The 23,684-nt window shown below is 64.7% G+C and carries 23 protein-coding genes and 2 pseudogenes; 11 read left to right on the top strand and 14 right to left on the bottom strand.

Annotation, left to right across the window (positions count from 1 at the left end; genetic code table 11):
• Positions 1-134: pseudogene (locus JNB50_RS25285) on the top strand (IS110 family transposase); the annotation flags it as partial.
• 650 nt (positions 135-784) lie between these two features.
• Here the strand turns inward: JNB50_RS25285 and JNB50_RS22460 are convergent.
• The 4 genes from JNB50_RS22460 to JNB50_RS22445 form a co-directional block, all read right to left on the bottom strand.
• Positions 785-1,525, bottom strand: coding sequence for a GAF and ANTAR domain-containing protein (locus JNB50_RS22460; RefSeq protein ID WP_208042353.1), 741 nt, complete (start codon positions 1,523-1,525; stop codon positions 785-787).
• A 9-nt stretch (positions 1,526-1,534) separates the two neighbouring features.
• Positions 1,535-2,245, bottom strand: coding sequence for a GAF and ANTAR domain-containing protein (locus JNB50_RS25880; protein ID WP_208042352.1), 711 nt, complete (start codon positions 2,243-2,245; stop codon positions 1,535-1,537).
• A 131-nt stretch (positions 2,246-2,376) separates the two neighbouring features.
• The gene (locus tag JNB50_RS22450) at positions 2,377-2,544 is read right to left on the bottom strand and encodes a hypothetical protein (RefSeq protein WP_208042351.1); all 168 of its coding nucleotides are present in this window, start codon (positions 2,542-2,544) and stop codon (positions 2,377-2,379) included.
• A gap of 62 nt (positions 2,545-2,606) precedes the next feature.
• Positions 2,607-3,626 (bottom strand): diacylglycerol kinase family protein, encoded by a 1,020-nt coding sequence (locus JNB50_RS22445; protein WP_208042350.1) that lies wholly within the window; start codon positions 3,624-3,626, stop codon positions 2,607-2,609.
• A gap of 125 nt (positions 3,627-3,751) precedes the next feature.
• Between JNB50_RS22445 and JNB50_RS22440 the strand changes: the two genes are divergently transcribed.
• Positions 3,752-4,849: an acyl-CoA desaturase gene (locus tag JNB50_RS22440; RefSeq protein ID WP_208042349.1), complete on the top strand. Its 1,098-nt coding sequence runs from the start codon at positions 3,752-3,754 to the stop codon at positions 4,847-4,849.
• A gap of 650 nt (positions 4,850-5,499) precedes the next feature.
• On the opposite strand, the gene JNB50_RS22435 is transcribed toward JNB50_RS22440, so the two are convergent.
• The 3 genes from JNB50_RS22435 to JNB50_RS22425 all read right to left on the bottom strand — a co-directional run bounded on the left by JNB50_RS22435 (position 5,500) and on the right by JNB50_RS22425 (position 8,436).
• Positions 5,500-6,057, bottom strand: coding sequence for a hypothetical protein (locus JNB50_RS22435; RefSeq protein WP_208042348.1), 558 nt, complete (start codon positions 6,055-6,057; stop codon positions 5,500-5,502).
• A 1,027-nt stretch (positions 6,058-7,084) separates the two neighbouring features.
• Complete coding sequence (locus JNB50_RS22430; RefSeq protein WP_208042347.1) at positions 7,085-7,360, bottom strand: hypothetical protein; 276 nt, start codon at positions 7,358-7,360, stop codon at positions 7,085-7,087.
• A gap of 791 nt (positions 7,361-8,151) precedes the next feature.
• Positions 8,152-8,436, bottom strand: coding sequence for a hypothetical protein (locus tag JNB50_RS22425; RefSeq protein WP_208042346.1), 285 nt, complete (start codon positions 8,434-8,436; stop codon positions 8,152-8,154).
• 557 nt (positions 8,437-8,993) lie between these two features.
• Here JNB50_RS22425 and JNB50_RS22420 point away from each other — a divergent pair.
• On the top strand, positions 8,994-9,200 hold the full coding sequence (locus JNB50_RS22420) for a hypothetical protein (protein WP_208042345.1): 207 nt from the start codon (positions 8,994-8,996) through the stop codon (positions 9,198-9,200).
• 226 nt (positions 9,201-9,426) lie between these two features.
• Positions 9,427-9,567, top strand: a complete 141-nt coding sequence (locus JNB50_RS22415; protein WP_208042344.1) for a hypothetical protein — start codon at positions 9,427-9,429, stop codon at positions 9,565-9,567.
• 291 nt (positions 9,568-9,858) lie between these two features.
• Here the strand turns inward: JNB50_RS22415 and JNB50_RS25275 are convergent, their stop codons facing one another.
• Positions 9,859-10,026, bottom strand: a complete 168-nt coding sequence (locus JNB50_RS25275) for a hypothetical protein (RefSeq protein ID WP_243768868.1) — start codon at positions 10,024-10,026, stop codon at positions 9,859-9,861.
• Between the two features lie 354 nt (positions 10,027-10,380).
• On the opposite strand from JNB50_RS25275, the gene JNB50_RS22405 reads away from it, so the two are divergent.
• Together JNB50_RS22405 and JNB50_RS22400 are read left to right on the top strand one after the other, a co-directional pair.
• Positions 10,381-10,584, top strand: coding sequence for a hypothetical protein (locus JNB50_RS22405; RefSeq protein WP_208042342.1), 204 nt, complete (start codon positions 10,381-10,383; stop codon positions 10,582-10,584).
• A gap of 107 nt (positions 10,585-10,691) precedes the next feature.
• Complete coding sequence (locus JNB50_RS22400; RefSeq protein WP_208042341.1) at positions 10,692-11,018, top strand: ATP-dependent DNA ligase; 327 nt, start codon at positions 10,692-10,694, stop codon at positions 11,016-11,018.
• 1,243 nt (positions 11,019-12,261) lie between these two features.
• On the opposite strand, the gene JNB50_RS22395 is transcribed toward JNB50_RS22400, so the two are convergent.
• The 3 genes and pseudogenes from JNB50_RS22395 to JNB50_RS22385 all read right to left on the bottom strand — a co-directional run bounded on the left by JNB50_RS22395 (position 12,262) and on the right by JNB50_RS22385 (position 16,493).
• Positions 12,262-12,552 carry a hypothetical protein gene (locus tag JNB50_RS22395; RefSeq protein ID WP_208042340.1) on the bottom strand — a complete coding sequence of 97 codons (291 nt, stop codon included), beginning with the start codon at positions 12,550-12,552 and terminating at the stop codon, positions 12,262-12,264.
• 818 nt (positions 12,553-13,370) lie between these two features.
• Positions 13,371-13,613, bottom strand: a pseudogene (locus JNB50_RS22390) (pyridine nucleotide-disulfide oxidoreductase); the annotation flags it as partial.
• Positions 13,614-13,685: 72 nt separating this feature from the next.
• The gene (locus JNB50_RS22385; RefSeq protein ID WP_208042339.1) at positions 13,686-16,493 is read right to left on the bottom strand and encodes a LuxR family transcriptional regulator; all 2,808 of its coding nucleotides are present in this window, start codon (positions 16,491-16,493) and stop codon (positions 13,686-13,688) included.
• Positions 16,494-17,150: 657 nt separating this feature from the next.
• Here JNB50_RS22385 and JNB50_RS22380 point away from each other — a divergent pair.
• The 3 genes from JNB50_RS22380 (at position 17,151) to JNB50_RS22370 (ending at position 20,893) form a co-directional block, all read left to right on the top strand.
• Positions 17,151-18,653, top strand: coding sequence for an Ig-like domain-containing protein (locus JNB50_RS22380; protein WP_208042338.1), 1,503 nt, complete (start codon positions 17,151-17,153; stop codon positions 18,651-18,653).
• A 412-nt stretch (positions 18,654-19,065) separates the two neighbouring features.
• A complete protein-coding gene (locus JNB50_RS22375; RefSeq protein WP_208042337.1) occupies positions 19,066-19,950 on the top strand; it encodes a hypothetical protein in 885 nt (294 codons plus the stop codon).
• 169 nt (positions 19,951-20,119) lie between these two features.
• Positions 20,120-20,893 (top strand): hypothetical protein, encoded by a 774-nt coding sequence (locus tag JNB50_RS22370; protein WP_208042336.1) that lies wholly within the window; start codon positions 20,120-20,122, stop codon positions 20,891-20,893.
• A gap of 201 nt (positions 20,894-21,094) precedes the next feature.
• Here JNB50_RS22370 and JNB50_RS22365 read toward each other — a convergent pair whose 3' ends face one another.
• The gene (locus tag JNB50_RS22365; RefSeq protein ID WP_208042335.1) at positions 21,095-21,754 is read right to left on the bottom strand and encodes a histidine phosphatase family protein; all 660 of its coding nucleotides are present in this window, start codon (positions 21,752-21,754) and stop codon (positions 21,095-21,097) included.
• Here JNB50_RS22365 and JNB50_RS25645 point away from each other — a divergent pair.
• Positions 21,753-21,881, top strand: coding sequence for a hypothetical protein (locus JNB50_RS25645; protein ID WP_279555416.1), 129 nt, complete (start codon positions 21,753-21,755; stop codon positions 21,879-21,881). The two genes, JNB50_RS22365 and JNB50_RS25645, sit on opposite strands and share 2 nt — an antisense overlap.
• A gap of 32 nt (positions 21,882-21,913) precedes the next feature.
• On the opposite strand, the gene JNB50_RS22360 is transcribed toward JNB50_RS25645, so the two are convergent.
• Positions 21,914-22,447, bottom strand: coding sequence for an SRPBCC domain-containing protein (locus JNB50_RS22360; RefSeq protein WP_208042334.1), 534 nt, complete (start codon positions 22,445-22,447; stop codon positions 21,914-21,916).
• A gap of 123 nt (positions 22,448-22,570) precedes the next feature.
• On the opposite strand from JNB50_RS22360, the gene JNB50_RS22355 reads away from it, so the two are divergent.
• Entirely contained in the window at positions 22,571-22,966 is a 396-nt protein-coding gene (locus JNB50_RS22355) for a helix-turn-helix domain-containing protein (protein ID WP_307794841.1), read from the top strand.
• 8 nt (positions 22,967-22,974) lie between these two features.
• Here the strand turns inward: JNB50_RS22355 and JNB50_RS22350 are convergent, their stop codons facing one another.
• Positions 22,975-23,652, bottom strand: coding sequence for an alpha/beta fold hydrolase (locus tag JNB50_RS22350; protein WP_208042333.1), 678 nt, complete (start codon positions 23,650-23,652; stop codon positions 22,975-22,977).
• Positions 23,653-23,684 lie beyond the last annotated feature (32 nt).

Raw genomic sequence — 23,684 nt, 5'->3', positions numbered from 1 at the left:
CCAAGGCCTACCTCGAGAAACGCCTCGCCGAAGGACGCAGCCGACGCGAGATCCGACGCTGCATCAAGCGCTACCTCGCCCGACACCTCTATCGGACCCTCAACACCCTCTACGCCGCACCCGAGACAAGTTGACAAACATAGAAGCGTCGAAAGCCCGGAACGCAGCCCGCGGTAGCGAACTACGATCAACCGGCCAGGCAGACGGACTACCCAACAATCACGACGCCGCTCGCGGCTCAGTCAGGTCCCTCCTTGCTCGGTCAGCCAGACCGGGCGTGCGCGGGTGATCCGTTGTTTGATCGCGCGGGCCATCCTGGAAAGCGGGTAACGATGGTCTTGACACACCGCCAGGCGGGGTCGGCGTCGACCAGCATCGAGGTGCTGCCGACGGACTACGCTTGCATGGGCCGAGGTCGAGGGGTGCTCGTTCGCGACGCGATGATGGACACTCGACGAACGCTGGGCAGGGTGGGTGAGAGCGTCGTGCGTTTCGGAGGTTGCAACGTTCAGCTGCGAGGACGCGATCCGGTGATCGCCAACGCCCGACCACCGGGATCATGGGGGGTATGCAGTGCGGTCAATCGCACATCTCGCGATGGTGACCGAGGATCGAGCCTACGGAGCCCGTGGGCCGTGACTGACCGGAGACGGATTAGGGAGACGCTTGAAGCGGCCTTGGGAGTTACCCGGTTACGGCCGACGTAGTAATCGTTAGGGGTCACCCCGCTAACGATCGATGGGCGGCAGGAACCTCGGATCAAGGTCGAGCCGGCGCCGCGGTCTCAGTGGTCACCCCGTTGCGGGTTCGCTGCGTCGTCGAATGGGTTGGCGACGATGTGGGCGGCGAGCACGGATAACCGCGTTCCGGTGTTTCGCGCGCGGGTGCGGATCATCTGGAACGCGATGTCCATGTCGACGTTTTGAGTGTGCGCCACGATCCCTTTGGCTTGTTCGATGATGACTCTGCTGTCCAGTGCGTGCTGGAGCTGGCTGCGCGCGATTTGTGATTCGCGTAACGACCGCTCGTGCAAAATCCCGATTGTGGCGATGTCTGCGAACGCTTGTGCCGTGGCAGCGTCGTCCTCCGAGAAACCGCCGGTGCGGTCGCGGAAAAGGTTGAGCGAGCCGATGGTGTCTTTCCGGAGTCGGAGAGGGATTGCGTGCATGGAGGCGTAACCGGACTCAGCGGCGGCGATGGCGAACGACGGCCAACGAGCGTATGTTCCGGCGATGTTATCCACGGTGACCAGCGACCCGGTGCGGTAGGCGTCGACGCAGGGTCCTTCGCCTTCGCCGAGCTGCAGCAAACCGATGAGATGGCTCCGTTCGCTGCTGGACGCGGCGACCTCGAGCTCGCCGGCCGCGTTGGGGAGCAGGATGCCGGAATCGGTGGCATCGAGCATTGAGGCGCAGAGTTCGACCACGGTGTGGAGGAGTTCGACGATGTCGTAGTCATCGACCAGGGTGTCGGCGAGCGTGACGAAGGCTTCGGCGAGCTGCCGCTCCTTGCTTCGGGCCGTCATGTGGCTACTTTAGTCACGTCCGGGGTCGTCATTCGGGGTGAAGACGATTCGTCGGGCGACTACGTCGGTTGCCACGTCGCGGACGGGGCGTCCCAGGGCGAACGCGTGGGCTCGCAGCAGGGTGAGCGCATCGTGGGCATTGAGGCGCGTTTGGGCGATGATCATGCCGGTCGCCTGGTGTACCTCGCGGCGTGAGTAGGTGCTGGGATGGTCATCGTCGTGGCCGTCGAGAGGCAGTTTGCGGACCACTTGACGCACGACGTGGGCTGTTGCGGCCTCCGCCAGTGCAGAAGCACACGCCACCTGCGCGGTGTTCAGTGGGGAGGGCTCGAGCGCGTAAAGGTCCAGGGCTCCCACGTCGAGGGGACCGATGACCAGGGGGAAGGCGTAGACGGCGCGGACCCCGTTTTCCCGGAAGGCGTTCCTGAGCCACGGCCAGCCCACGTCCGATGCCTGCTCGAGGTCTGCGTCCACGACGGTGGTGCGGGTTCTGAGGGCGTCCCAGCACGGCCCGGCGCCGAAGTCGATTTGCAGTTCGTCCAGCCGAGCGGCGTCCGGGTCGGACGCGGACACGGTCTCCGACCCGAATGGTGAGCCGAGGGTCGAGATGGCGGCGTGCGAGACGGGGAACGCGCCGAGGATCGGGAGGCAGAGGTTGGTTCCCGCGGCTCCGGCGGCGGAGAGCGCCGCGATGGCGTTGGCGAACCTCTGATCAGACACAGGCTCTGCCCAAGATGGGTGCGGATTCGATGGTGTCCTCCTGACCGGTGCTGCAGCGATCTGTGCCGGCGGCGAGCGGTCGGGGGCTAGGACGACTGTTCCTGCAGTCTACCTCCGCGGTGATAGCCCGATCAGACGGACTTCCTGCGGCGTGCGCTGCGGCGCACCAGGCCGAAGATAAGGGTTCCGATGAACAAGATGATGCCGATGATGGCCAACCAGAGCAGCCCTTTGATCGCGAATCCGACGACGGCCAGGACCGCCCAGGCGACGAGGAGGATCACGATCACTGTCAACATGCTTGTCACGCTACGCGCTTAATGGGCAGCCGCCTACACTGCCGACGCTATTGCGCCTGTGTTCACGGCGGGACGAGGCGTTGGGGCGTTGCATCGTCGGTCGGGAGACGAAGGGTGAGACCGCGGTGCCGCACGGTGAGCCGGACCGCGGTCACCGCGCCGACGGGGTCGCCGTCGAGCTCGAGTTCCTGAGCGGTGTCGATGCGGGCTTCGAAGCGGCCCGCTTGCACATAGGTCAGCGCCGTCGACTCGCTCCGCGTGCGTATCAGTAGCCGCCCGAGCCTGCTGCGGTTGAGCACGCCGTTTGTCGCCAGCCGGGACCCGATCCCGGCCCACCCGAGCGGCCCACGGGGGCGGAACACGACCACGTCGAGCAGCCCGTCATCGACTACGGCGTCGGGCAGGAGGAGGATATTGGCGGTGATGGTCCCGCAGTTGCCGACGATCACGGTGTGGGCCGACAGGGTGTGCGTGCGGCCGTTGTCCACCCGGTAGTGGATGTGGATCCGGCGGCCGCTCAGCACGGAACGTGCAATCGGGTCCGCGTATGCAGCCCATCCGATGCGCTCCTTCAAGGCGTTGTTGGTGTTCCCGGCCATGTGCGCGTCCAAGCCGATGCCCGCCATGACCACGAACGCCCGGGTTTTCCGGGTGCCGTCGGGCAACCGAAAGGCGGCGAAGGCGATGTCGACGGCGCGATCGGTCCCGGTGAATGCTGAGTCCACGGCGCGGGGGAGATCGTTCAGGGTGAGACGGAGATTCCGTGCGAGCAGGTTGCCGGTCCCGGACGGCAGAAGAGCGAGCGGGATTCCGGTCGGATGGATCACCTCGGCTACGGCGCGGACGGTGCCGTCGCCTCCGGCTGCGAGCACCACGTCCGGTGAGGCGGCCAGTGCGGCCTCGGCGGCCGCGGTGCCGGCATCCGCGGGGCCGGTTTCGAACCAGAGCGAGGGCGCCCAACCGTTCGTGTTCTCGGCCGACCTCACCGCCTCGCGAAGCGGGTCAATCGGCACGTTCGTGGGGTTGAACACCACAGCAGCCAGATTTCTCCGGTCGGCCGGGTGGAAACCGTTGCCGCTCATGCATCGAGATTACGGGGATCCTCGCGCTTGTGGTGCGGATTCACAGGTGGCCGCATGCCCGCCGCGGGTACGCTCGCGGTACGTCGTCCCAGACCTTGACGCCATGAACGTGATCGGATGTCACCATGTCTGAGGTCTCCGTTGGCCGACCGAAAGCTCCGCAGGCCGGTGGCGAGTACACCGCCCTCGCATCCCAAATCAGAGACTCGGGTCTCTTGAGACGCCGCTACGGCTATTACTGGACGAAGCTGATCCTGGTGCCGGTGCTGACCGTCGCACTGGTGGCTGTCTTCGTGTTGGTCGGCGACAGCTGGTGGCAGATGTTCACCGCCGCGATTTTCGCCTTCCTCTTCACCCAGATCGCCTTCCTGGGGCACGACAGCGCGCATCGCCAGATCTTCCGATCCGGTAGATGGAACGACTGGGTGAGTCTCGTGCTCGGAGACCTGTTCGTCGGCATGAGCTACGGCTGGTGGCAGCACAAGCACACCCGCCATCATGCCAACCCCAACCAGGAGGGCACCGACCCCGACATCGACCTGCCGGTGATCGCCTTCACCCCGCGGCAGGTGGCCGATCGGGCCGCGCCGCTGCGCTGGTTTTTCAGCCATCAGGGGTGGTTCTTTTTCCCCATCCTGCTGCTGGAGGGGCTGTCTTTGCACGCGTCCAGCGTGCGCCGCGTGCTGGCGCGCGAGCCGGTCAGGCGGCGGCCGGTCGAGATCGCCTTCCTGACAATTCGTATCGTCGGTTACCTAGCACTGGTGTTGTGGGTTCTTTCGCCAGACAAGGCGGCCGTCTTCCTGGCGGTGCAGCTGGGGCTGTTCGGCTTCTACATGGGGATGTCGTTCGCGCCGAATCACAAGGGGATGCCGTTGGTTCCTCACGATGTGCGGCTGGACTTTCTTCGCCGGCAGGTGCTGATGAGCCGCAATATCCGTGGGGGGCGGATGCTGGACTTTTTGATGGGTGGTCTGAATTATCAAATCGAGCATCACCTGTTCCCGTCGATGCCGCGCCCGCACTTGAGGCGTGCTGCGCCGATCATTCGCGACTTCTGCCGGGAGAACGACGTGGTGTATACGGAGACGAGCTTGTTTCGTTCCTACGCGATTGTGACGGAGCACATCAATCGGGTAGGGCTGGGCGACAAGGATCCTTTCAGCTGCCCGCTGCTGGAGCTGCGTCAGACACCCGCCGTGGCAGTTCCGCGACGTACGCGGTGAGAGAGGATCAAGGGGCATGGTTTGCGGAGCAGTGGTGACACCGCTCAGGGCACGGCCCTGAGTCGGGACGTGGCTTCTGGTCCTTCGCTCTGCGGCTGTAGACGCGGTGCGCTGATCAGCAGGATCCCTGCGGGGGCACCTTTAGGTAGGCGGCGGAACCAGACCCCGCTTTGAGCGGTGTCATCGTTCGCCATGGCCTGAAGCCGGCGCGCTGCCGGCCCGTGATCTTTAGCAGTGCAAGCGGAATCCCGCCCATCTGGCGTCGGTGATTGGATCATCCGGGCGGAGGGAGCTAGCCGTTCAACAGCCGGCTCCTCGCCGGTATCGCTTCGCTTTCGTGGCGCGATGGAGCGCCATTCGGTGCGGTCATCACCGCGGTGATGCCGACCTGGGGCCGGCCGCCTCGTTGTCAGGAGCGATCCTCCGTCTCCGAGCGAGCCTGGGTCTCGCGCGTGTAATCGACGCTGTGCCAATGCTCCGCTTTGGCGTCAGTCCACCGCTTGTCGCGGTCGGTCCTACGCTTACTCTCGGGGTTACCTTCAGTCTCCATACGGGACCCCACGGACGGATCGGCGGCGCGGTCCGAAACCTTTCCCGTCGGGCGTGATTCTTCTTGTGCGCACATCTTGGACCATCGTTCCCGCCGCGGCTTACGACGCCGAACTTGGCAATGAGGGTGTGGCGGGGCGGTCACGATCGGCGCGGGGTCGGCCACCATCGGCTGATCCGCCTTCGTTCTCCCAGCGCGATACAGGTTCTGGTATGGCAGAGTCTGCTCGCACGAACGTAACGGCAGCAGCGGCCAGCGCGACAAGTGCTGTCCGGTCGGCCTCCCGCTGCGTCCTCTCCAGGACTTCGGCTTCGAACCGGTCGTGGGCAGCAGCGGCACCCACGCTGATCTCGTGCAACCGCTCGGCGATCACCGAGGCGAGCCCGCCGGTGAGCTCTTCGAGGTTCGTGTTAGCGATTTCCAATCGGCGGTCGGAAACCCGCAGTTCAACGGTGGGGTAGCCGGCTGTGCTGAGAGTTTCGCGCGTGCGGTTGTCATGGATAGCGTCGATTTCGGTCCTGGCGGGCCGTCGGGTGAAGACGGCGGCCACGGTGTACCGTTCGGGAGATTCCGGGGTGAGCAGGGTGGCGGGCAGTGCGTTGGCGAGAACGGCACCGACTTCGAGTTCTGTGGACGGTGAGCGATTTTGAGTGTTCATAACCGGAAGTTACGCGCCCAACATGTGCGCGCACACAGGCTCGCGCAACCTAACGGGCGACCGACAGGGCAGACTTTCGATCGCGCTTCACGATGGTCACGATCGCTGAGCCCTCCCTGAGGGACACGATGGGTCAAGGTGTCCGTTCGGCATCCTGAAAGCGCACGATATGTGGTTGGTGACGAGATTCGTATCGCTCAAGCATGCAAAATTTGGATGGGGCGTTGCTTCCTGCCCCCTGTGTCTCGCTCGCGACCAGCCTTGGACCGAACGATGCCGCGACTGTCGCACTGCTCGGAAAGGAGGTGGAAGGGGTGCGTAGACAGCGGTGAACAGGAGTGGTTGAGTTGGGTTTGTCGGTCGGGAGTGGGTTGCTGCGCGGAGGGCGACTCTTACGAATGCGTCTCACCCCAAACGCGCTCCCGCCTGCTTCCGAGTGATGCGCCTAACTCAGGATCCTCAGCGTGCGCGTCGCCTGATGCGTTGACAGGGGCCGGCTCATACTTCCGCTCGGAAGCGGCCGAGGCAACACATCGTCAATACGGTTGGCTCTCGGACTTCGCACCTGGCGCGGGGGTGGAGCGGCTCGAGGGGGCTCGGTAATACAAATTCCTTCTGTCGAGAACTTCTACGGACACTTTCGAATCGACGGAGAATGCACGCCGCCTTGGTTGGGGCCGCCGCAGGACGCGAAGTCATCCATCCATGGTGCCGCGGTCAAAGTGGAGACCGTGGAGATCGGCTTCGCCGGAAGATTCGCGCTTGAAGCGGAAGGGGAACCGCAAGCCGGCGACACAATAAATCTTCGTTCAGGTGATGGTTGGGTGACTCTGCTGATACTCGATGACCTGTAACCGGGATTCGTCGCCCCCGGTGGCATTCGCATATCGGCTCGTTATGATTCGCAATTTGGACGTTCTTTGCTGACGTAGCCTCCCCCGCGTCCATCCATGCTTTCGGCGGAAGAGAGCCAGTTCCCCTCGCGCCCGTTCGCGCGGGACGCGCGACGAATTGGCTCTCCGGCCCGTCACCGCTCCTCGCCGGCCTCGTTCTCTGAGTGCGGGTCTTGATGCGCCTCGTGCTCCGCTTGGGGATAGTTTCCGATGCGCTGGTGGGTGCTCCGCACGATGGGTGGCTTCCCGTCGCGCTGCGTGCCGACGTATGCGCCCGAGATCTCGGGGTCGGGTCCAGTGTGTCCTTCGCCCTCGGTGTACTGACCGTGGACGACGCGGCCTTCGGCTACCTCGGGCTCGACCTGCGTGTAGCGGCCCTCGAGCGCGTCGCGCCCCTGCGTTACGGCCATTTCGATCGCCTCCTTAATTGCGATATCGCAAGTATCCTCCGGCTCGCGGTCGCATGGAAGGAGGCGAACCGCCCGTCTCCAACGGTGCGGGATACGCCCCGTCCGCTGACTCTGGACGAGCGACCGACGTGACGGCACGCCCACGGTTGATGGGACCCGTGGGGCTGGCGGGTGCCAGCGACTCTGTCGGTGGGCCCGGCTAGCTTGCGTGCGGGGGAGCGCGGGGGCGCTCCAGCCATCTCGCGCGGACGGCGACGATTTCACTGCGCGATCGAAGATGGCCGAGACGTCGGGCTGCCTTCGGGCGCACCCCGATCAGTTGCCTGTTGGCGTAGGGATGACGGGTCAGTTGTGATCCTCAAATTTGGTCACATTTTGGACCCACTTCGCGAATATCAACGTAATCCAGCCACTGTCCGGCGATCCGGAAAGCGCGGAATTCTGCAGTTACTGTTCTTTCCTAGGTGTCCGAAAAAGCCCTATGCGAGCACACGGCTCACATGTCGCCGCGAACTTAGCCCGCGAAGAGAAGTTCACGGCTTCCTCCACTACTGAATTGTCCGCAACGGAGCGGCGCCCTGTGTCGGTGTGTCCCTGGAGCATCGAATCGGATCCTAGGGCTTTGTTCAGAAGGGACCGTTCGTGCGCTTTCGGACGGCAACCGATTATCGTGCGAGTCTTTGCCCACTCACAGGAGGCTGGTCGACGGTCAGTGTCGGCGGTGCGGCACTACTGGCCGTCAATGCGGATCGCTGCGAGGACGATTGCGAGCGCGTTCCCGCCTCCGTCGATCACAGAAGGTAGTGGTCGAAGTCCACGAAGCCGGACATTCCGCGGGGGCCAGCCAGACTGTCGAGGTGGTCATCGACGTCCTCCACGTCGTCCGTCCACGGGTGCTCGAGGCGTGCCTCTGTCGTGGGCGTCACGAGGACGTCGGTGATCCGGCCGCCGACGGTGTGGATCGTGACCCAGTTCGGGCCGGTGGCCGCTGCAGCAAGGATTCTCTCTTTGAGCTCTTCGACGTTCGCGTCGATCCGGAAGCGCCGGTCGCCGATGACCATGGTCGAGACGGCCATCAATGACGGCTCTCGGCAAGGCGTGTCGGCGTCTGCTTAACCGACCTGGAGTCAGCGGATTTGTGGTTGCGTGTAAGAGGCATATCGCCCGCCTTCGGCGCTCGGTTATGCGGAATCTCCCAATGCCCGGTGCACGAGAAGGTTTGGTCGTAGTGTCCGCGTGCCGGGCTAGATTTACAAGGGGGGTGTGGCTGAATCTCGACTGCTGAATTTGCGCCTGCTCGGTACAAATGACGCGGCGGGGAGTAGCGTGTTGTCTACTCGTCAGAGTGCGTGTGGGTAGCCCACCGGCGACCATGCTCGATGCCGATGAATGGCTGGGTAGTGCAGCTGTCATAGCCGAGGCCTCGCGGGTGGCCGGTGCCGTCAGGGAGCCGGCTGCACCGCTCAGACCATCCGAACAGACGTTCTCGACCGCTTCGCTCCGACCGGGAGTGGTGCGGTGCCTTCCACCGGCATCGACCTCGCCTTGAAGAGGCCTCCGGGCCTCCGTACATCACCGGTCCACCGCGGAAGCTCCTGGTTTGCTTATCGCCGGGATGTCGCAAGGAGGCATCATGGAGGATACCGACCCGTTCGTTTGCTACATACCGAAACGCGGCACTACCTTCCATCTGATCAGATGGGTGCACGTGGGCGGCGAATGGCGGTCCGAGACGCTTGTCGGCGACTACCTCGGATCGGACCACGAGCACTGGATAATCCGTGTCGGCGACCGTGAGGTCGACCTTGATCGCGACCTGTGGAGCCCCTACGAGCCTTGAGGTTCCCTGGGCTGGTGCGGTCCCCGATTCGGCCTCTGTCGAATTCGGCCCCACGTTGGCTATCGTCTGCGATATGGAGTTCCGTGTGGTGGCTGAACCTCTGCGAGGGGACGCTCATCGGTTGCTGGTGATTGATGTGCTTGTTTCGGCGAGGGGCGTGCGCGTTAGTGGCGCGGTGGAGCCGTGGTGGATGGGCCCTCCTACCGATGTGCGGGTCAGGATCGGCATGGATTATGTCACGGTGGTCGCGGTGGAGTGCGACGAGTCCGGTTTCTTCGCCGTCCAGGCGGAGGGCGTCGTTTTGCCGGGCGACCTCGTCAGCGTCGGCATCGGAGACGCTTGGACGGTCATCGAGTTGGACAGCTAGTGAGGTCGTTGCCGTTCTTATGGCCCTTCCTCGTGATTGCTTCGATTTAGTGTGCGTGGTGTCCGCTTAAGCAAATCGGACTCTCGACTGCTGTTGCCTGATGCGCACGACGGGCCCGTCCGCTATGCGGCGACCAGTTGGTCCATCGCGTGTTGCGGCATGGGTCGACCTAAGAGAAACCCTTGTGCGCGGTCAAATCCCAGACGCGTGATGCGTTCTAGCTGATCGTCGGTCTCGATACCTTCGGCGACTGTCCGTACCCCATGGGTCCACCCTGTCCGCGGACAGGTCTCACCTGCCGACTTCATTCCCGCGGCCGAGGAGTTCGGGCTGATCGTCACCGGCATAGCGCTTCCGCCGCGACCATTCGACCATCGCGAACGTCGAACTGGGGTTGGAACCATGCAACGATTTCCCACGACGAACCGCACCCACCAGGTCATTCGCGATCGTCGACACGACCCGATAGTAGGCCGGTTCCTTTACCAGACGACCGATTTAGACATTCATACGCAATCCGCAGAATGAAGCCTCTCAAAGCGGGTTTCGAGTCTTGCCGCCCGAATCGGTGCCGCCCGGGTGGTCTGGTCATACGAAATCACCCAGTTCTCCGCAACTCACATCTTCTTTCCTGGCAGCAAGGTACGGGAACCCACGGGCCGTGGTTCACGACTGTCACTGAGGAGACTCGTGCTCTTGTCTCACGCTGAAACTGCATCCTCCTCCCCGCTGGAGTTCAGGCTGCGTGGCGCGAATGGGCGGATTAGCGAATACTGCAATGGCTGCCGTTGTGCACGGTGCTAGGTTTCCGCCATGGATGACCCGGACTTCTTCCTCCCGGCTGCTGCGGCCTCTCGAGCTGGGGTTCCCGAACTGGAGATACATGCTGCAATCGACCGCGGGGAGCTGCGAACTGTTGTATACCGCGGTGAGATCAGAATTCCTGCCGAGTCACTGAGGGCATTTCGACGCGCCGACGATGTGTCTGTGGCGACCTCGCCGGGGGCTGGCAAGTGAGCGGCGCTCCGGCTCAGTGGCGAGACGAGTTTTGCTTGGCGCTGGACCGGTGTCTGCGGCGTGCCGTGCGTGGCTGAACTCGAGAAGAATGTTGGTAGGAGGCCGGGATGGGGCAACTGTTCTACGACAGCAACTCAAGCGTGACATTTGAAGACCGTTTGTTGGCCCACCTCGAGGTTGTGATCATCAGCAAACTGCGTCGACGGGAGTCGTTTGCCATGAGTTGGCGTGAGGCTGACGGTGACGGTGAAGGTAGCAACACGATTTGGTTGGATCCGTCGTTGCCGGTGCGCTTTCGGTTCAATGGGTCACGGGCGCCAAAGCTCGATTCGGCGTGGGTTGAACGGTTGGCGTTATCGGCCAGCGCGAACGGTCTGCTGGTCGTGGACGAGGACGGTGCGCCGGCTCAGGGGGTGACGCGCGAACGGAGATGATCTTGCGTCGTCGACGAGGGCAATGCCATGCCTTTGGTCCCGGCTAGACATTCGCGGCGGGGAGCAACGGCTTGAGAAAGCCGATGGCTGGCCGCTGGCGCCAATCAGGTGAGGCGGTGGCCGGGACGCGGCCCGACCACCGCCATCCAATCGGGAGCTTTCGCGTTCGGTCCCGAAACGAACCCAGGCGTCCCGATGTCTTGTCAGCTTAGGAGGCGTGCCAAAGCTGTCAAGCAGGCGGTCCACCGCTGGTTCGCAATGTCAGGAAGGGCGTGGTTTGTTCGCGTGAGGTGCTGCCTGGTTGTGTCTAGTGGTAGAGGACGCTTGCGAGTATTGTCTGCGATACGGGCAGCTCCCGCGCCTCCCCCTGCTGGGTGATCCAGCAGCCTGGGTTGTGACGGCGACGGCCGATCGTTCTGGTCGGGTGGGTCGTGTAGCAGACAGCATCTGCGGGGAGCGTGTGCCATGGCAGATGAATTGTTTCCGGGGGATACTCCGGAACAAGCGGAGGCACGCATCGACCGTGTCTGGGAGACGTTGCGGGCGACCCCGCGGGATGATCCGGACAGAATTCAGAAGGCGCGTGACGCGTACCTGATGGACCCGAACCTTGGTGGCGGGTGACGTTCTTCTGATCGGCCGGACGGCAGACCGTATCCGCGACTGACGCGGGCCGGTGGACTGCGAATCCCGGCCGGGGTGAGGGTGCGTTCGAGCCGGGGGCTGGATCGTCACCCTCACTCGCACGAGCGAACAGACGATGGCGCGGGCGGAACTTGGTTATCGCCCGAGCGGGGATCAGGTTTCCTGCTCGGAAGTCGTTCCGGTCACCGCGTTGCCGTCTTCGTCGGAAACGATCAAGCCCGTTGAGGACGACGCGAGAATCGCTAGCCGCTCGACCCAGGCTCGATCAATGGACGGGTGCCGTGACCCTTCGAAACGAAACCGGAGAGGGATGGCGGCGTCTAACCAGATGGTGCTTCGGCCGTCCCCTGCTTCGTCTGGTTCTCTCCAGGTAAGCGGGAAGGGTTCCCGCCGTCTCAGTTTGCTGATGATGACTACTTCGAGGTGGGCAAGGACGCGGTCGTCGAACGAAATCCGGGTTCGGCTGTCGTAAACCAGGTATCCCATCGCGCGTGCCCTTTCACGTCCAAGCTCAGGAGGTCTCCACCCTATCTGTTCCCGGTCCCCGACCGGCCGTTACGTCGCCGAAGCCGAGGTGGGGCGCCGTTAGTCAGAGACCTCAACGCGCTGTGGGCGCAGCACCGATTCCGCTGAGGTGAAGACGCCCCATCATCAGGTACTCCGAGGTCAGCAGCCCGGCGTCGTCCTCGTAGGAGGGAAGCTCGTGCTCAACTTCGATAATGAGGGGAGAGCTGGTGTTGATTCTTATTTCGACGTCCCCATCCGAGAAGGTCAGAGTCACGTCGATGTATGAGCGCATCCGGAGAAGCGCGGTGAGGACCTCGGGAAGGCAGCTCAGGGCGCGGCTATCCACGTCGTACGTTGCATGGTTTATTGCGAGTGTTCCCATAACGGCCTGCCTACGCGACGAACGGTTACCCGTACCGCGTGGTTGCGCGACAAGGCGGACGGTACACGCGAGAGAGAGCGGAAGTAACCCGTGCGCAGGACGGCTACGGCAATCGGATCCTCGTCCGTTTGCGGTGGCGACTCGACCGGATACTCCGGTTTAGGTAGGGATCTCTAGGCTGAGGTGCGGCGGATGAAGATGCCTATGGCTGTCGAAATAACAGATAACGCTGCAGATGTTATCTTCAAATTTGGACACAATTTGGACACACTTGAAGAAAGACGGGGTTATTCGGCGAGTTCGGCATCATTGGAAAACCGCGGAATTCCGCGGTCTTCACGCACCTGCTGACGTACCAAAAGTGCCCCATGCGAGCACACGGCTCATAATCGTGGTGTCGCGGGTTCGAGTCCCGCCCTCGCTACATAGCTTGAAACACGGGGAACGGCGGCTGATGATCAGCCGCCGTTCCCGTTGACGGCGCGATCTGCTCAGATTTTTCCCACACTTGAAAACCTCATTGTTGTGAGGCTGTCTTACTTATCGGGTCGTGGGCGCCGGCCGGTGGAAACCGGCGCATGTGGGGTAGAGCTGGGCCGGTGGAACGCCGCCATCAAGGAGCTGATGGCCATGACCGTTCCGACGCTGAGATTGTTGGCTCGCGCGGAGCACGGTCTCGACGGCCGAGGTGAACAACGTGGCGAGACCTCGCCGGCTGGGGGTGCGAAACCGCGCCTCCCAGCCGGCCTGTATTAGGGGCTGCCGGGTGCCGTCGTGACGAACTCGTGGACGGCCCAGTTGGTCGAGATGATCGTCTTCGCGGCGCGCGCTCTATCGGCGGTGCGGCCGACGGCTGCGACTTCGGGTGAGGTGAACACGACCTGCGGGACGGCAGTGTGGTCGGCTGTGGCGACGTGGGCGCCCCACGGACCGTCGTCGAGTGCCGTTCCGGTCGCGCGGGCGACGATCGCATCGCCGGCAGCGCGGGCCTGGTACTTGCCCTGGTGGGTGAGCAGTGCTCGCCCGTTGACGTCGCCGACGGCATACAGCCAATTCGTTCCGCGCACTAGGAGGAGCGGTTCCACCAGCCACGCCGAGCGGTGATTCACGTCCAACCGTTCAAGGGTGCTGCGTTACGTCGAAGGTGTCCAGGATTCAGGTTGGAGCAGTGACCTCAGTTCCCGTCTAGAGCTGAGACCCAGTTTGGCGAGCACATTGCGCATGTGAAAACTGACCGTCGGAATTGAGAGATAGAGGAGTTTCGCGATCTCGGCGTTCGTGAGTCCGTTCGCGGCGTTCGCGGCAACTTCGCGTTCACGAGACGTCAACCCATCCAATGGTCCCGCTTGCGAAGAGGAGTCGACGCTTCCATCGAGAAGCGTGAGAGTGCGAACGATCGCGGGGATCGCAGCAAGTCTGCGGAATGCTGCCAGGGCAGATCGAAGCGCTCGGCGACCGTTTGCCTCGTGCCTGGTTTCGATCAGGTAGCGACCGAGGTCGTACAGGGCCTGTGCGTGAGGGGCTGGGAGGCTCGGTGTGCGTGAAGCACTGCGATAAGCCTTGAGGGCGTCCTCGGTGAGTTCGTAGGCTTCCGCGACCCGCCCTTCAAGCCATTCCAAGGATCCATAGATGGGTGTCCACCGTTGCCCCGCGAGGGCCCGGAGGCGGGAGAGTTCTCTGTCGGCTTCTTCTGCGCGACCCAGGGATGCGAGCGCATCCACCTTGTAAGTAAAGATGCTCGACCCGGCGAGCCATCGGCCGGAGATTCGTTCGTCGCTGAGCGCATCGAGCACCTCCTGTGGGCTGCCGATGGCGCGGGCCCGCTGCACTGCAGCGAGGAGTTCAAGCTCGACGCCGAAGGTGTCGTAGTCGGTGACGGTGACGTCTTTTGCCGTGCGGAGGGCGTGTGTATGGGCGTCGAGATCACCCGAGTCGGCGGCGATGATCGCGCGCATCAGGTAGAGCAGAGGACGGGAGGACACGTCGATGTTGTCCAACGCGACGAGCGAGGCAGTGTCGAGAAGGGATGTCGCGTCCGTGGGGCGTCCGAGGACCCAGTAACAGTATGCGAGGAGCGCCCGCGCATGTCCGAGGCTCCAGCCGGCGACACCATGCGAAGCGATCGTGAGTGCCGATTCCAGGTCGATGGTGGCCTCTGTGACGGCGCCAACTCCTGCGAGTACGCCGGCTCGGCAGGTGAGCGCGTCGATGAGCGCGGGAGATTCTTGGGCGGTCGAGATTGCGGCGGATAAGTCGTGAAGCGCCGTCGTGACTCGTTGGTGATCACCGAGGCGGGCAGCGGCAACGATTGTGAGGCCAATGCACCGTAGGAGAACTTCCTCCGCTGTGAAGAGCGGGAGGAGGCGCCGATCCGATACATCACCGGGACCCGATTGGAGTTCGGTGGCGAGCGTTCGGGTTCGCTCGAGCATGCCGATGATCGGGGTGTAGTCATCGGTGGTGAGCTGGATCATCACCGACATCATCGACACATGCATTTGCAGAAGAAGATGGTCGGGATGCCGGTCGACACCCGGTCGGTCCGCATCCATGAGATGCGCGGCGAAGGATCGTGCCCACTGGATGTCGCCAGTAATTTGGCGTGTTTGAAGCAGCGCGAGGTCGCGCACGGGCGATGTTCGCATCCGTTCGAGATCTGGTATGAGATCGATGACGGTTGGGCTGATCAGGTTTGCTGCGGCTAGCAGACATGCCTCAACGATGAGGTCGTCTCGCTGTGCCGAATCGGCGCGGGTCGATGCTGTTCGCAAGTAGCCGATCGCCCGTTCGGCATCGCCGTCCTTCACCGCGAGTTCGACCATTTCGTGTAGTTCGGTGAGCAGTGAGCCTGACAGGGTGGTCGCAGCATCGAGTCGGAGGAGGAACGCGCGGTGCGGGTTTTCAAGGACAGCGGCTGCAGCGTGCTGGATCCGTCGTCGGCGGTCCTCGTGCAATCCGGCGACGACATGGCTGCTGTAGAGGTCGTGGAACGGTGCGACGGCCCCTTCGCCTGCCTGAACCAACACCCCAGCCGCGAGAGCTCCGTCGACGTCGATCGTCTCGCCGAGACGTTCCGCAACTGTGGCCAGTTCGATGCGGGACACCGCGTCGTGTAGGACGGAGACGATCTCCACCGTAGCGGCAAGAGAGGGTGATTCACCCTTTCCGACCTGCTGGAACGGGTTACCAGCGGATGAGTGGAGGACGATGCCCTCATCCCAATGCGTGTTCCCCATGCCTGACTGCTGCAGCGAAGGAATGAGTGCATCAATCAGGACGGGGATCCCACCTGATTGATCGCGGATCCGCTGCGCAAGGCGGAGCGATATCTCGCGATCGTGGACATTCGACACGTAGCCACGTACGTGGGAAGCCTCCAACGGTTCGATCTGGATTCTCCGTGTGACGTCCCATGCAGTTTCGTCAGCGTCGAATATATGTGCACTGACCTCTTGGGTGCGGGGAGCCAGCCCGCTGAAGACAGCGCAAACCCCACCGTGCGCGAGCCGTGAAAGAACGAACCGAAGCACGGCCAGTGACGCATCGTCGATCCAGTGAGCATTGTCGACCAACACGACGAGTCGTCGCCGAGCCGACGTGCCGTGAGCGAGCGCCGGCAGCAGCCTCTGGGCGACCGTTAGGGGATCCGGGGTCCCAGTTTCGCCCAATATGCCAAGCGGTTCGCCTGCCGCGTGCGCGAGCTTGTCGACAAGTCCGAAGGCGAAGTCTTTCTCGAAGGCGTCTGCTGTCACGGCGACCACTTTGTGTCGTCCAGCTGCGGCGACGAACTGCCGTGCCCAGGTACTCTTCCCGACGCCCGGGAGGCCCGTCACCGTGACCAGCATTCCACCGGATGATTGAATGTTCGCGGCCAGAGCCGTTGGTTGGTCGGGGGCGTCCAACGAGGGGTGCGGGTAGTGCCGCTCTGCTGTCGCCGTCACATGGGGCCTCCCTCCGACGCACACAGCCGCTGGTGCGGTTTCGCTGTCCTGTGGAGATCGTATGGGGTCGGGCGCGGGTACCTATTCATTGTGGATAGGTCTTGGGGCCGGTTCGCCGCATGGTCTGTGTGGTCGTCTTATCGTGGCCGTCGTCCCACGTATGGAGGTCGCACACATCTCATGTTCGGATTCTTTGGTCGTCGACGGTTTGTCTTCGGAGTAGCGGCCGGCGCGGTCTCGCTTTCGCTCACGTGCCTCAGCGTGGTCGAAGCCGCACCTGCGTCGGCTTCGACATCAGTGGCTTCCGAGGCTGTTGGCAGTATCGGTGGCTCTGTTTGGATGGTTCCTGCTGGTGTGCACAGCATTACCGTCGATATCGCCGGGTCGGCCGGCGGTGGTGGCGGCCCCGTAAACTTTCCCGGCACCGATTGGGCACTCACGACCGATGGGAACGGTGGAGCCGGAGGTCGTGTCACTGAAACGATTCCCGTGACTCCCGGCCAAACACTCGTCTTCTTCACGAGCACGATGGGCGGGCCGACCAACTCTGACAAAGCGAGCCCGGGCGCAGGAGGGAGCGGATACCTTGCGGGTGGGAACGGTAACACAGGGTCGCTCCTCGGGCACGCCGGGGGAGGCGGCGGTGGTGCAAGCGCTGTGCTCCTTCGAACAAGCACCGGTGACAACGCGTTGGTCGTCGCCGGCGGCGGTGGCGGAGGCGGTGGTGCCGGAGGAGCCTTCGTCGGCTATGAAGGTGGGACGGGAGGCGCCTCCGGTCAAGGCGGCGCAGACGGCTCCGGCGCCGGCCACGGCAGCGCCAACGGGCTCGCCGGCAACGGCGGGAACGGGACGCAAGGTGGAAATGCAGGCAGCAGCAGCAGCGCCGGCGGTGGTGGCGGCGGCGGCGGCGGAATCAACGCAGGCTTCGGCGGTGGTGGCGGCGGCGCCGGTGGCGGGGGAGGTGCCGGCGGGTCAGGCGGTCAAACCTGGATCAGCCCCAGTGCAGGTATCACTGGCTCCCAGCTTTCCTACTGGGCAGGTAACGGCTTCATTCACCTGAGCTATCTAGTTGCACAGGCAACCTCGATCACCGCCAAGAGCTCCCAAAACTCCTCAACGTACGGCACACCGGCAGATCTGGTCGCGACCGTCACCAACGATGAGGGTGCAACCGTTCCGGCCGGAACCGTCACCGTAAGCGACGGAGGGACCGCTCTCGCAACCGCCCCGGTAGCAGCTGACGGGACAGCGACTTTTGCTCGCCTTGTCGACACTGTCGGTGAGCACCCTCTGACCTTCGCCTATGAGCCAGGTACAGAACCATTCGCTGCATCCGCCACGACACTTACTCAATCCGTTGTTGCTGCACCGACATACATCACAAACCTGACCGAATCGACTGACAAGACTGTCGGAAAACCGGTCATCATCACTGGCCAAGTTCTCGTCGGGCAACCACCCGCACCGAGCACCTCGGGTCCATCGGCTTCTCCGTCAAGTGCGGTGCCGTCGGCTCACGTTTCCGGAGCGTCCGCGCCGGCGACGGCTGCTCCTACCGGGTCGGTTGTCATTTCCAAGGCTGGAGGGATGCTTGCGACAGTGCCGCTGAACGCAGACGGTACATTTACCTTCAGCCCGGCATGGGCCGTCGGAACGCTGGCGCTCACCTTCGCGTACGGCGGCGACAGCAACTATCAAGCGGCGGCACCGGAGAGCTTGACGGTGGTCACCTCGCCCGGCTCGACTCGCACGACATTGTCCCTCAACGTTCACAGCGTGACGGTGGGCCAATCTGCCACAGCCACTATGCAAGTCGCGTCGACAGCTGTTGGTGTGATCAGTCCAACCGGCTCGCTTCAGCTGCTCGTGGATGGCGTTCCCTACGGAAACCCGAGCCCCGTATCCGCTGAGCCAGCAGTACTCACACTCGTCGGGCTCTCGGCAGGGAACCACACCGTTCGCGCCCAATACCTCGGTGACTCCGCGTATTCGGCGTCGCAAAGCGAACCTGCCTCAATCGCGATCACTCCAATCGCGGCGCAGCTGGCAAGCACCGGCTCCACGACTCCGATGGCCGCAGTTCTTTTCGCGTTCCTCCTCATTGTGATCGGCGCTGCGCTCTGGCTGATGTCCCTGCGCCGACAGTTGACACGTCGATGAGAGAGGCTGCTCGCATCACCGATGCTCAGAAAAGTGCTCACCGAACGTTTCATCGCTCGTGTCGCAGACGGCATCCGTCCACCCGGACACGCCGATCCCAGTCGGGTTGACGAGTTCCGCCGCACACTCACGAAGGACCCTCAATCGTTGCGGTTGGGGAAGACTATGAGCGTGATAGCCGCGGACGCCGGACTCCTGACGTGATCGTGCAGCTGCCGCTCGTGGAGAACGACCGGCTCGGATGAGCGCGGACACCGTTCGCCCGGGAGCGGTTACATTCGTAGATGTCGTGAAGGAGGGTCACGTTGGGCAAGGACATCGACTTCCCACTCGAGCAGCTCGCATCCCGGAGGAGTCGCACTGTGTCGCTCGCGGTGGAGGCGGATGAGCACCGTTCCGCCGAGAGCGCGTCATGAAGCCGGTCGTCCGCCTTCTCGGTGATGACGCCGACGTCCGCGCCGTCGGACGGGAGGCTGTGCAGGCGCTGAAAGGCGCGGACTCGGCGCCCGCTCTCTTCGGCGCGGTGGCGGAGCTGCACGGCCGACGCCGGCAGCAGGTCGTCGCGCGGGCAGCGTCCGCCCGTTCGGCTCAGGTGCTCGCCGCTCCCGGGCGCGCCGCCGCGCCGGCTCGCGCGTGGCGCGTGATCTGGGCCGCGCTGGTGACGACCGGGCTGCTCGCCGCGCTCCTGCTCGTGATCGAGTTCGGCCCCACCGATCGGAAGAACGCGTTCAGCGATCCGCAGCTGAGCGCGACAATCGCCCTGGTCGCGGGCGCCGTGGCCGGCATGGTCCTGCTGATCGTGGCGCTCGTGCCGATCCCGGACGCGCGCAGTGGGGTCGTCGGGGGCCTGAGCGCCGCGTTGATCGCACTGATCGCGGCGGGCATCCTGATCTACCGTCTCATCGTCGGAACGGGCGATCGTCGGGGCTTCTCCGCGGAGGATCTGCGCTGGTGGATCCCGCTCGTCGCGGCGATCCTCGTGTTGCTCGTCGTCGTCGCGGTGCGCGGCGGGCTCGCACGACGGCGCGGCCCGGCGGTTCCCGATGCCCGCCCCGCTCCGTCCGGCGGTCGGGACGATGGGCTGCGCGAGCTGCGCCGCACCGCCGAGCGCCTCGCTGCGACGGCATCGCCGGCGGCCGTGCAGCAGGACTGGCGGACACGGCTCGACCGGCTCGCGGCGAGCGGCGCGTCCGCGGAGACGATCGCCCAGGCCGAGACGCTGACGCCCGCGGCCTGGCTGGCCTGGATGGGCTACGACGGCGAGATCGAGATCCGTTCCGTACTGCCCAGGAGCTGACGCTCGCCTCGATGGGAGCTCTCCCCCTCGACCTCCGTGGCGATATCTCGCTAGGTTGAAGGTGTCCCGGCCGGATGGGCTCGGGTTCTCGAGATTTCTCGGAGTGCCTGATGGATCCAGGAGTTGGATCGCCCCGTCTCCGACCCACGGCGTCGAGAGGTTCGAAGACATGAAGGAACGCGAGGGTACTGCATCGGCCGCAGGAGCCCGTCCCGACCTGGCGGCGCTCGAGCGGGAGATCCTCGCGAATCACCCGGAGGTCATCGCCGCGATCGATGCGGACGACGTCTCGGGCGTCGCGCGTCCGTCGGCTCTGCGCAACATCGGCTCCGTCGTCGCGGTGGCGGTCATCGTCCTTGCTCCCCTCCTCGGGGTGGCGATCTACGGCGAGCATCCCTACCTGAGCTCGGTGCCGAAGACACCGGCGTCCACCTCGGTGCCGGTCGCGGGCGTGTGCTTCGCCGTGGTCGTCCTGGCGCAGCTGGTGATCGCGGCGACGTGGATCCGCGGAGGTGCGCTCTGGTCGGTCCCTGTGCTTCTGTACGGGCTGTGGTCCGGCGCGCTGGCGCTGTTGTCCGCGATCGGCACCGCGAACGTCGCGAGGGACGCCGGATACGACCCGGCGGGGTGGCGGACGCCGATCATCGCGGCCGCGGTGTGCGGCGGCGCGTTGGTACTCGCCGTGCTCGCCCGGATCGGCGCACGTGCCAGGATCCCGGCGCGCGTCACCGGATGGCAGCGGGTCCGGCGGACCGTGGGTGCATTGCCGAAGCACGAGCGCGACGCGCTCCGCGCCCGGCGCAACACCGCACTCCGCGAACTCGCGGACCGCGGCGCGATCACCGAGGCCCGCCGGGTGTCCGCATCCGGTGCCGCGCTAGGGGAGCTCCGGCGGATGGAGCAGGTCTGGCGTCGGCTCGACGGGCTCGACGCGGACGGATAGCAAATGGGGACCTCTCCCCATCAACACGCTGGGTGCCGGAGCGAGCGGCTTCTATGCTCAAGCTCGGCGCGCGCGACAGGGCCCAACTGGTCGTGTTCGCGTACGACGCCGGGCTCGTCGCACCCGCTGGGCCGTGATGGGCGACATCCGGTTTCAGACCGGCGCATGAACGCTCAGGTGCGCGTGAGCGGCTCGGGCCGGCTAGAGCTTGCCGACGGGGTCGGCTGCGGTCGGGTCCGCGAGCTGCGCGCCGGCGACCGGCTCCCCTTGCCAGCTGAGCAGGTCCCAGCCTGATGCCGGGGTTCCTTCGAGGACAACCATGCCCGTGTTCTGGAGGAAGCGGTCCATGGTGAAGGACGCGTCGATGTTCCTGGCGCGGCGGCTGACCCAGGTGCGAATCGCGGCGCCGTGGCTGACGATCGCGAGAGGGCCGTCACTGCTGGGGGTCGTGTCGATCGCTGCTGCCACGGCGGTGTCGTAGCGGTCGAAGAAGGTGTGGCCGTCCTCTGCGCCGGGCATCCGGGTGTCGAGGTCGCCGGCTGCCCACGCGGCGAAGGTGCGAAGGTAGGCCGTGACGGACGCGGGGTCGTGTCGCCCTTCGTAGACGCCGGCCTCGATTTCCCGGAGACCGTCGAACTCGACAGGGTCGATCCGGCGGTGGCGCGCGAGTGGCGCCGCTGTCAGGTGCGTCCGAATGAGGGAGCTGACCGCGATCGCGGCGATCGGCTCGGTCACAGCCGCCGCGAGATCAGCGGCCTGCTGCCGGCCCAGCGCGGTCAGGACCGGTCCTGGGATTGTCGTGCCGAGGGCGCCGGCGACATTGTCCGGGGTCTGGCCGTGGCGGATGAGGAGGAGGCGCATGTCCGTTCGACCCTACCTCGGCTGGGGGCGGTCCTCGTGCGGGATCTTCACCATCCACGACGGACGGATCCACGCGGTGCGCGAGAACTTCGACACGGACCACGTCCGCACCGTGCTCTACGGGTAGCCGCGCGCCGCGAGTCAGTCGGCGCGCTCGGGTCACTGCTGAGCGTGGAGCGCTGCACTCAGGCCGTTGAGGCGCAGCGCCGTGCCGCCGCGGAGGTGGGGGAAGTCGTCGCTGCCGTCTCCGGTGCGGGTGAGGAATGTGACCTGCTCCGTCCAGGTGAGCAGGCAGCCGGTGTCGTCGTCGGAGAGCAGGACGGTCACCAGCGACACCCATCGCGTGACGTCGTCCACGGCCGAGGTGTACGCGAAGACGATCCGCCGGTCCGCGACGATGTCGAGATAGTGGCTGTGGTACGCCAATCGCTCCGGTTCAGCGTCGGGGAGCGTGAAGGTGCTGTGGGCGTCCTCGCCGCCGCCGACGCGGAACTCGTGCTGGTACGTTGCCCCCGAGCCCGGGAGCCGAAACCACCGACGTCGAGTCGGCTCGTGCGCGAACGCGGCGAACACGTCCGCGGGCGATGAATCGAAGCGTCGCTCGATGGTGAACGTGTCGTGCCGGACGTCCAGTGCATCGTGTTCAGGCTGGTGCGCGGTGGTACTACCGGCGCTCTCCGGCTGTGCGGACATGTGGTCTCCGGTCCCTCCGATGTCAATGGTTACTTTCCGTAGGATATGGCGCATCGACGGTGAAATCATCGGTGCGGGCACACGCACTTTCACGTCAGCAACGCAGAAGAAGGGAAGTATTGCGTGGACGCTGGACTCCCGAGCGAACTGGCCGGGCGCGGGATCGAACCGGACTGCATCGAGACGATCCTGGTGGTGCGGGACGTCCTCGCCCGAGTGGGCGACAAGTGGACGATGCTGATCGTCACCGTCCTCAGGGACGGCCCGATGCGCTTCACCGCGCTCCACCACGCCGTGCCGGGAATCTCGCAACGCATGCTGGCCCATACCCTCAGTGCGCTCACACGTGACGGCCTCGCGACCCGGACCGCGTACCCGGAGGTCCCGCCGCGTGTCGACTACACCCTCACCGAACTCGGGCGGTCCCTCGCGTCCGCCGTCGACCGGCTTGTCGGATGGGTGCGAGACCATCAGGACGAGATCGTGGACAACCGCCGGCAGTTCGACTCACCCGACTGATCACGTCGTCAGCTCGCCAGGAACTCGCGGATGGCGTCGGCGGTTGCGCGGGAATCCTGGAGCATCGGCAGGTGCCCTGTCGCCAGCTGTGTCGTCCAGGTCGCGCCGAGACGTTCGGTGAATCGGTGCTGGAGTCCGGGTGGAAGCTCGTCATCCTCGGTGGTCACCACATAGCCGCGGCGGCCGGACCAGACGTGCTCACCCGTCCTGTCCGTGTAGAGGTGCCGGGACTCGGGGACGAACTCCGCGACGATGCGTTCCGCCTGATCGTCGCCGACGCCGCGCAGCCCGCGCCGCAAGGCCGTGGCGGGCGGTCGCGTGCCCGCAAGTCGCATCACGATCGGAAGCATCCACCGATTCGGAACCGGCATGGCGGAGACGAAGGATTCGCGGCCGGCGGGGATCACGGCGGAGACCGCCAGGAACGAACTCACCCGACCACCCAGAAGTCGCGCCACTTCTGCACCGACGACACCGCCCGAAGAATGCGCGACGATGGCGAACGCGCCTGACGGTGCGGCGTCGACGGCAGCTTCGACATACGCGCTCAACGGGGAATCCGAGTGCGCGGGAGGGCGGGGGGCGACCGACGATGCCGCGCCGAGGCGTTCGCGCACCTCGTCCCAGATCCAGGCGGGGAGCCCGGCACCGCTGAGGACCAAGACAGGGGAGTGGGTGTCAGTCATGATCCCGATCTTCCGCCGCGTGAGTGACACCT

The organism is Leifsonia sp. TF02-11 (genome assembly GCF_017565305.1).
In the GTDB taxonomy this organism is placed as follows: Bacteria; Actinomycetota; Actinomycetes; order Actinomycetales; family Microbacteriaceae; genus Leifsonia.
Note: the sequence above shows the minus strand (reverse complement) of the source record. Positions and strands in the feature narration are given on the sequence as shown.

Excerpts from the sequence above, each read along its gene's own strand:
- JNB50_RS22365 (WP_208042335.1), bottom strand. The coding sequence starts at position 21,754 with ATGCGCCTCCTCCTCATCCGCCACGGCCAGACCCCGGACAATGTCGCC.
- JNB50_RS22350 (WP_208042333.1), bottom strand. The coding sequence starts at position 23,652 with ATGACTGACACCCACTCCCCTGTCTTGGTCCTCAGCGGTGCCGGGCTC.
- JNB50_RS22435 (WP_208042348.1), bottom strand. The coding sequence starts at position 6,057 with ATGAACACTCAAAATCGCTCACCGTCCACAGAACTCGAAGTCGGTGCC.
- JNB50_RS22450 (WP_208042351.1), bottom strand. The coding sequence starts at position 2,544 with ATGTTGACAGTGATCGTGATCCTCCTCGTCGCCTGGGCGGTCCTGGCC.
- JNB50_RS22405 (WP_208042342.1), top strand. The coding sequence starts at position 10,381 with ATGGATGACCCGGACTTCTTCCTCCCGGCTGCTGCGGCCTCTCGAGCT.
- JNB50_RS25645 (WP_279555416.1), top strand. The coding sequence starts at position 21,753 with ATGTCCGTTCGACCCTACCTCGGCTGGGGGCGGTCCTCGTGCGGGATC.
- JNB50_RS22395 (WP_208042340.1), bottom strand. The coding sequence starts at position 12,552 with ATGGGAACACTCGCAATAAACCATGCAACGTACGACGTGGATAGCCGC.
- JNB50_RS22445 (WP_208042350.1), bottom strand. The coding sequence starts at position 3,626 with ATGAGCGGCAACGGTTTCCACCCGGCCGACCGGAGAAATCTGGCTGCT.
- JNB50_RS22415 (WP_208042344.1), top strand. The coding sequence starts at position 9,427 with ATGGATTATGTCACGGTGGTCGCGGTGGAGTGCGACGAGTCCGGTTTC.
- JNB50_RS22425 (WP_208042346.1), bottom strand. The coding sequence starts at position 8,436 with ATGGCCGTCTCGACCATGGTCATCGGCGACCGGCGCTTCCGGATCGAC.
- JNB50_RS22370 (WP_208042336.1), top strand. The coding sequence starts at position 20,120 with ATGAAGGAACGCGAGGGTACTGCATCGGCCGCAGGAGCCCGTCCCGAC.
- JNB50_RS22430 (WP_208042347.1), bottom strand. The coding sequence starts at position 7,360 with ATGGCCGTAACGCAGGGGCGCGACGCGCTCGAGGGCCGCTACACGCAG.
- JNB50_RS22440 (WP_208042349.1), top strand. The coding sequence starts at position 3,752 with ATGTCTGAGGTCTCCGTTGGCCGACCGAAAGCTCCGCAGGCCGGTGGC.
- JNB50_RS22360 (WP_208042334.1), bottom strand. The coding sequence starts at position 22,447 with ATGTCCGCACAGCCGGAGAGCGCCGGTAGTACCACCGCGCACCAGCCT.
- JNB50_RS22420 (WP_208042345.1), top strand. The coding sequence starts at position 8,994 with ATGGAGGATACCGACCCGTTCGTTTGCTACATACCGAAACGCGGCACT.
- JNB50_RS22375 (WP_208042337.1), top strand. The coding sequence starts at position 19,066 with ATGAAGCCGGTCGTCCGCCTTCTCGGTGATGACGCCGACGTCCGCGCC.
- JNB50_RS22460 (WP_208042353.1), bottom strand. The coding sequence starts at position 1,525 with ATGACGGCCCGAAGCAAGGAGCGGCAGCTCGCCGAAGCCTTCGTCACG.
- JNB50_RS22400 (WP_208042341.1), top strand. The coding sequence starts at position 10,692 with ATGGGGCAACTGTTCTACGACAGCAACTCAAGCGTGACATTTGAAGAC.